The following is a 5,719-nucleotide window of genomic DNA, read 5'->3' as shown; positions in this document are numbered from 1 at the left end:
TGCGCGCGGGCGTTCCGGTCGTGGCCACGGCGGCCGGCGGGCTGCCCGATCAGGCATGGGCTGACCAGGCAGAGAAGAAGTCGACTCAGCGCGGCATGAGCTGGAGCGTCGTGTCCCGCGCGGCCACCAGCGAGTCGACGTAGCGCGCGCCGAAGCGGCCGTACTTGGTGCGGTAGGCGGCGTCGATCCGGTCGTTGAGGCCGGGGTCGTCGGCCTCGACGAAGGTGACGTCCTTCGCCACGTCGCCGCACTGGATGCGGCCCTCGTGGCTCGCGCGGGCGGCGCGGTACCACACGCCGCTCTCGCCGTGGAAGGAGCGGATGAACAGGTCCTCGCCGTCACGCACGAACCAGACCGGGAGCGGCGCGTGTGGGGCGCCGTCACCGCGTACGGGCGCGACCTCCAGTTCGTCGTCCTGCTCGATCCGGCTCAGCTCGTCACCGGTCCAGGTGGTCATCATGTCTCCTCGCGCCTCCGTGCCGCCACGTTCGCGGCCTGAATCGACATTCGCCGCTGCGACCCGTGCGCGCCACCGCGCTTGAGCCATTCGAGACGGGGCGGCGCCAGGGCCCCGCGCACCCGCCCATCCGGGGCACCGGGAGGATGCCGACCCGGCCCGGGGCGATCACGCTGGAACCACGCGCTCACCCGAATCGAACGGAGAACACCCGATGCGTGCAACGCTCATGTACGGCGCCGGCGACGTCCGGATCGAGGACGTCCCGGACTCCGTCATCAAGCAGCCCACCGACGCGCTCGTGCGCATCACCGCGTCCTGCGTCTGCGGCAGCGACCTGTGGCCCTATGCGACCAGGAAACCCGAGGACCCGCCGGCCCGGATGGGGCACGAGTTCATCGGCGTCGTCGAGGACGTCGGCACGGAGGTGACCACGGTCAAGAAGGGCGACCTGGTCGTCGCGCCGTTCGCCATCTCCGACGGCACCTGTGCGTTCTGCCACGAAGGCGTGCACACCTCCTGCGCGAACCCGCAGGCCGGGTTCTGGGACGGCATCCCGGACGAGGGCGGGCAGGCCGAGGCCGCGCGCGTCCCGCTCGCCGACGGCACGCTGGTCAGGCTCCCCGTCGCCCCGGACTCGGCGCTCATGCCCTCGCTGCTGACCCTCTCGGACGTGTACGGCACCGGCTTCCACGCCGCCGTCTGCGGCGGCGTCGGCCCGCAGACGCGCGTCGCCGTGATCGGCGACGGCGCGGTGGGGCTGCTCGCCGTGCTCTCGGCCAGGCAGCTCGGCGCCGAGCAGATCATCCTGATGGGCCGTCACCAGGTCCGCACCGACCTCGGCCGCGAATTCGGCGCCACCGACGTCGTGGCCGAGCGCGGACAGGAGGGCGTCGAGAAGGTGCGCGAGCTCACCGGCGGCGAGGGCGCCCACGTCGTGCTCGAGGCGGTGGGCCTGATGTCCGCCTACGAGCAGGCGCTCGGCATCGTCCGCGCGGGCGGGGTGATCAGCCGGGTCGGCGTCCCCCAGTACGAGGACGCGCCGATCGGCTTCGGCAGCCTCTTCGGCCCCAACGTCCGCCTGGCCGGCGGCCCCGCGCCGACGCGCGCCTACGTCGAGAGCCTCATGCCCGACATCCTCAGCGGCGCCATCGAGCCGGGCAAGGTCTTCGACGCCGTCACCGACCTCGACGGAGTCCCGGCCGGCTACCGGGACATGGCCGACCGCAAGAGCCTCAAGGTCCTCGTCAACCTGTGACCGCGGCGTCGGGGCCTGGTCCCCCCGGCACGTCCGTCTCCGGGCGCTCACACGGAGCGCGAAGGGGTCGCGAAGGGGCACCGCAGCTTCCGCGGTGCCCCTTCGCGACCGCGAACGTATCGAGGGATCCCTGAGATCCCGGATACGTCTGAGGGCTGTGTCAGACGGTCGCGACGCCGTTCGAGTAGCCCTGCATGTTGTAGACGCCGAAGCCGTTCTCCACGGGACCGCCCGAGTTGTTGATGCAGTGCACGATGCCGCCGCCGTTGGCGTCGTTGAGGCAGACGATCATCAGGTCGGTGAAGACGACGCCGGGGGTGTCGGGCACCTCGTAGGCGCGGTCGGTGTAGATGTGGGCCTCGAGGTCGAAGACGCAGTAGCTGCCCAGTCCGAAGGCCTGGTGGTCGCGCACCGAGTCGGCGACCTTGTAGGCGGCGTAGCCGTTGGTGGTGCCGTGGGTCCAGGCGGACTGGGTGGGCACGTCGTACGGGTGCTCGTTCTGGAAGAAGTAGGAGCGGCCCTGTTCGCCGTTCCAGATCACCTCGTACTTCTGGTAGTGCTCGACGGCCAGACCGTAGGCGGTGACCCGGTCGCCGTTGATGAGCACGCCGGTGTCGGCCGGGTTGACCGTCCAGCCGACGGTGCCGTCCTCGCCGTGGTCGGCGCGCCAGAGCCAGAAGTTGTCGCAGATCACGTCGTTGCTGTCGAGCTGGACGCTGACGGTGGCACCGCCCGCGACGGCGCCGCCGATGCGGGCGTAGATGTCGAAGAGCACGGTGGGGTCTTCGGCGTGCTGGATCCGGCTGCGGCCGTGGCCGACGCGCAGCAGCACGGGCGAGTCGTCCGAGGCGGCCTCGAGCAGCACGCCGGCGATGGAGACGCCGCCGATGTCGTCCACCTCGATGAGCGAGTTGTCGTGTGTGGCCTGCAGGGTGGCCAGGCCCAGGCCGAGCACGACGGTGCCGGGGCGGGTGACACGGATCGGGGAGGTAAGGGCGTAGACGCCGGGGGTGAGCAGCAGGTGCTGGCCGCGGGCGAGGGCCTCGTTGATGGTGGCGGCGGAGTCGCCGGGCTTGGCCACGTGGAAGCGCGAGAGCGGGATGCTGTATCCCTCGGCCCGCCCGGAGGCCCAGGTCGTCCCGGCGCTGTTACGGCGCAGCGCGGGCACGAAGACGCTATAGCCGCCGTGCTCGGCGAGGGTCAGGAACGGCTTCTCCCGCACGACCGGGGTCTGGTCGATGGTGGTGAAGGGCGGGCTGGGGAAGCTCTGGGCCGGAGCGCCCTGGGTGCCGACGAACACCATGTTCCAGTTGGAGCCGGTCCAGCTGCCGAAGGTGTCGTTGCGCGAGAGCCACTGCTGCTGCGAGCCCGACTGGACCTGCCCGTCGACCACGCTGTCGGCCAGGAACCCGCCGCTGGACCACTGGTTGCCGGGAGGGCTGGGCCACAGGCTCATGTCGCCCTTGATGTGGGCGCGGCGCATCGGGCCCGCCTGGGCGACCGCCCACCGCTCGAGCCCGTCCGGCGGGACGATGCACAGGTTCTCGGCGGCGCGCCAGAAGTCCTGCGTGCCGTTGCCCTGCAGCCACTGCGCGTCGACCGTGACGTGCCCGTTGATCACCACGTCGTCCGGGCTCTCGCCGAGCCCGAGCACGTGGGTGTAGAACCCGACGTTCACGTCGACGTTGTAGGTGCCCGGCTTGAAGGCCAGCGCGTACCGCTCCGTGCCGAACTGGTTGGACTGCTGAATCGCGAACACGGCGTCGACCTGGGCCTGGATCGCCGCGTCGCCCATGGAGGGATCGAAGATCAGAACGTTGGCGCCGAAGTCCAGGCCCCCGGCTCCGTGGCCGGACGGGGAGGCGGGCGAGGCGGGCGAGGCGGCGAAAGCCGATCCGGCGGAGAGGTTGCCGATCAACGGCAACGCGGCGGCGACGGCTACGCCGCGCAGAACGTCGCGGCGACTGGGGATGACGGACACAGGTCTCCCTGGCGTGGTGGGTGGGAAGGGTCACGCTGGCCCTCAAGAGCGGGAAAGCGCTCTCCCGGCGGATCTAATCACTTAGCCCGCGCAGCGTCAATGCCCTGCGCTAGAGGCACGGATAAGGCCGGGGCGCCTCGAAGCCTCGGCCACGAGGCCCGACCCGGCCGCGACCGAGGACCGTTCACGCAGGTCAGAGACCCGGCGCGGGCCACGTTTCGGCCGTGCTACGGGATGCTCCGCTGCGGACGGGTGGCACCGGTGTCAGCTTCCTGTCTCGGCAAGGGGCGGGCAGGCGTCCCCGGCGACGACCGCGCCGTCGGGCATGATCGTGACCACGGCCGGCCTACGGTCCCCGGTTCTGCTCACCCGCGCGCCCTCGTCCGCCTCATAGCGGAGCTCTGCTCTGATCACGATGCGCGTTCGCGGGTCGAGGCCGCGCAGGTGATCGAGGGACACGGGCACCTCGGCCAGATCCGCGATCGCGAGCAGCTCAGCGTCCGACGTCAGTTCGGCGACCTCGCGGATGTCATCGCGCAACCACGGCGACAGCGGGGTCGTCGTCTCGTAGACACCGCCGGTCCGCCGCAGCACGTCGGCGAGCACGTGGCCGGGACCCCGCGGACAGGTCCGAAAGCCCGCTTCGTGGATCCGCGTCGCCGGGTCGTCGGGCTCCAAGACCTTGGCGTACGCCCGGAAGACGGCCATCTGATCCCACCCGTCCCTGTCACGGCCGGCTCGCCCCTTGCTCGGCCGGCTGGTCGGAATCTCCTGATAACGAGGGTAATGCACGATGGGCCCGTCCCGCGGGTCCCGGTCGGCCGGGCATAGTAGAACTCGATGACACGCGGGCGCGCTCGTCCCCGGGCGGGGAGACGCGGTCGGGCCGATCGGATGGGAGCGTGGGTGTGGAGCGCGGGACGCTGTTGGCCGGCCGTTACCAGGTGTCGGGGCGGTTGGGGCGCGGGGGGATGGGCGAGGTGTGGTCCGCGCGGGACCGGGTGCTGCGGCGGGATGTCGCGATCAAGCTGCTGCGGACGGGTGAGGGGGCGTCGGCGGACCTCTTGGCGCGGTTCGAGCGTGAGGCGGTGGCGGCGGCGCAGATCAATCATCCGAACGTGGTCGCGCTCTATGACCGCGGCGTGCACGAGGGCGTGTTGTTCCTGGTCATGGAGCTGGTCGACGGGGTGTCGCTGAGCGCGCTGATCGAGGTGTCCGGCACGGTGCCGCTGAGCCGTGCGCTGGAGATCGGCGAGCAGATCTGCGCCGCGCTGGAGGCCACGCACGACGCCGGGGTGGTGCACTTCGACATCAAGCCGCACAACGTGATGATCGCCGCGGCGGGGTTGGTGAAGGTGGTGGACTTCGGGATCGCGGGCCTGGCTCGGGCGCAGCAGCTCTCCGTCGCGGACTCCTCGCGCCTGGAGGTGGTGGCGACACGGGAGTATGCGGCTCCTGAGCAGTTCACGGACGAACATGGAGATACACGTTCGGATCTGTATGCGCTCGGCGGAGTGCTGTTCGCGATGCTGACGGGGCGCGCGCCGTTCGGCGGACACGGTCCGTGGGCCATGGTGGCGGCCAAGATCAGTGGTGATGCTCCGCGCTTGGATCGCGTGCGCCCGGGGCTGCCGCCCGCGTTCACCGACCTGGTGGCGCAGCTGCTCGAGCGTGATCCGGCGTTGCGCCCGCAGAGTGCGCGGGTGGTGCGGGAACGGCTGGCGGAGCTGCGTGCCGATGTCGATGGCGATGGCGATCCCGATGCTGGTGCCGGCGACGACGAGGGCGAGGGCGAGGACGACGGGCGGTATCTGGGCACGACCTTGGTGGAGGCGGGGCTGGAGCGGGCGCCCGCCCCGATCGGGGTGGCGCGGCCCCGGCCGGTCGGCGTGCGCGTGGCGGGCGGTGGCGGGCTGCGCAGGCGCTCGGCTGGGGTTTTCCAGCCGAGCGTTTTGCGTGGTCGGGCGTTGAGTTGTTGGGCGACGTGTTCGAGGTCTTCGGGGCTGTGTACGGACAGGTCGGT

4 protein-coding genes and 2 pseudogenes are annotated in these 5,719 nt (G+C 71.2%); 2 read left to right on the top strand and 4 right to left on the bottom strand.

Annotated features, from left to right (window positions below):
* Window positions 1-85: 85 nt before the first annotated feature.
* Window positions 86-457, bottom strand: coding sequence for a DUF2255 family protein (locus tag KDL01_RS38630; protein WP_212533684.1), 372 nt, complete (start codon window positions 455-457; stop codon window positions 86-88).
* A 214-nt stretch (window positions 458-671) separates the two neighbouring features.
* On the opposite strand from KDL01_RS38630, the gene KDL01_RS38625 reads away from it, so the two are divergent.
* Entirely contained in the window at window positions 672-1,715 is a 1,044-nt protein-coding gene (locus tag KDL01_RS38625) for an alcohol dehydrogenase catalytic domain-containing protein (RefSeq protein WP_212533683.1), read from the top strand.
* Window positions 1,716-1,875: 160 nt separating this feature from the next.
* Here the strand turns inward: KDL01_RS38625 and KDL01_RS38620 are convergent, their stop codons facing one another.
* Entirely contained in the window at window positions 1,876-3,696 is a 1,821-nt protein-coding gene (locus KDL01_RS38620; protein ID WP_212533682.1) for a pectate lyase-like domain-containing protein, read from the bottom strand.
* Between the two features lie 264 nt (window positions 3,697-3,960).
* A complete protein-coding gene (locus KDL01_RS38615; protein WP_212533681.1) occupies window positions 3,961-4,374 on the bottom strand; it encodes a hypothetical protein in 414 nt (137 codons plus the stop codon).
* Window positions 4,375-4,667: 293 nt separating this feature from the next.
* On the opposite strand from KDL01_RS38615, the pseudogene KDL01_RS44225 reads away from it, so the two are divergent.
* A pseudogene (locus KDL01_RS44225) lies at window positions 4,668-5,348 on the top strand (serine/threonine-protein kinase); the annotation flags it as partial.
* A gap of 266 nt (window positions 5,349-5,614) precedes the next feature.
* Here KDL01_RS44225 and KDL01_RS38610 read toward each other — a convergent pair.
* Window positions 5,615-5,719 (bottom strand): annotated as a pseudogene (locus tag KDL01_RS38610) (IS30 family transposase); the annotation flags it as partial.

Source organism: Actinospica durhamensis, assembly GCF_018139695.1.
Lineage (GTDB): Bacteria > Actinomycetota > Actinomycetes > Streptomycetales > Catenulisporaceae > Actinospica > Actinospica durhamensis.
This window is presented reverse-complemented; position numbering and strand designations above follow the sequence as displayed.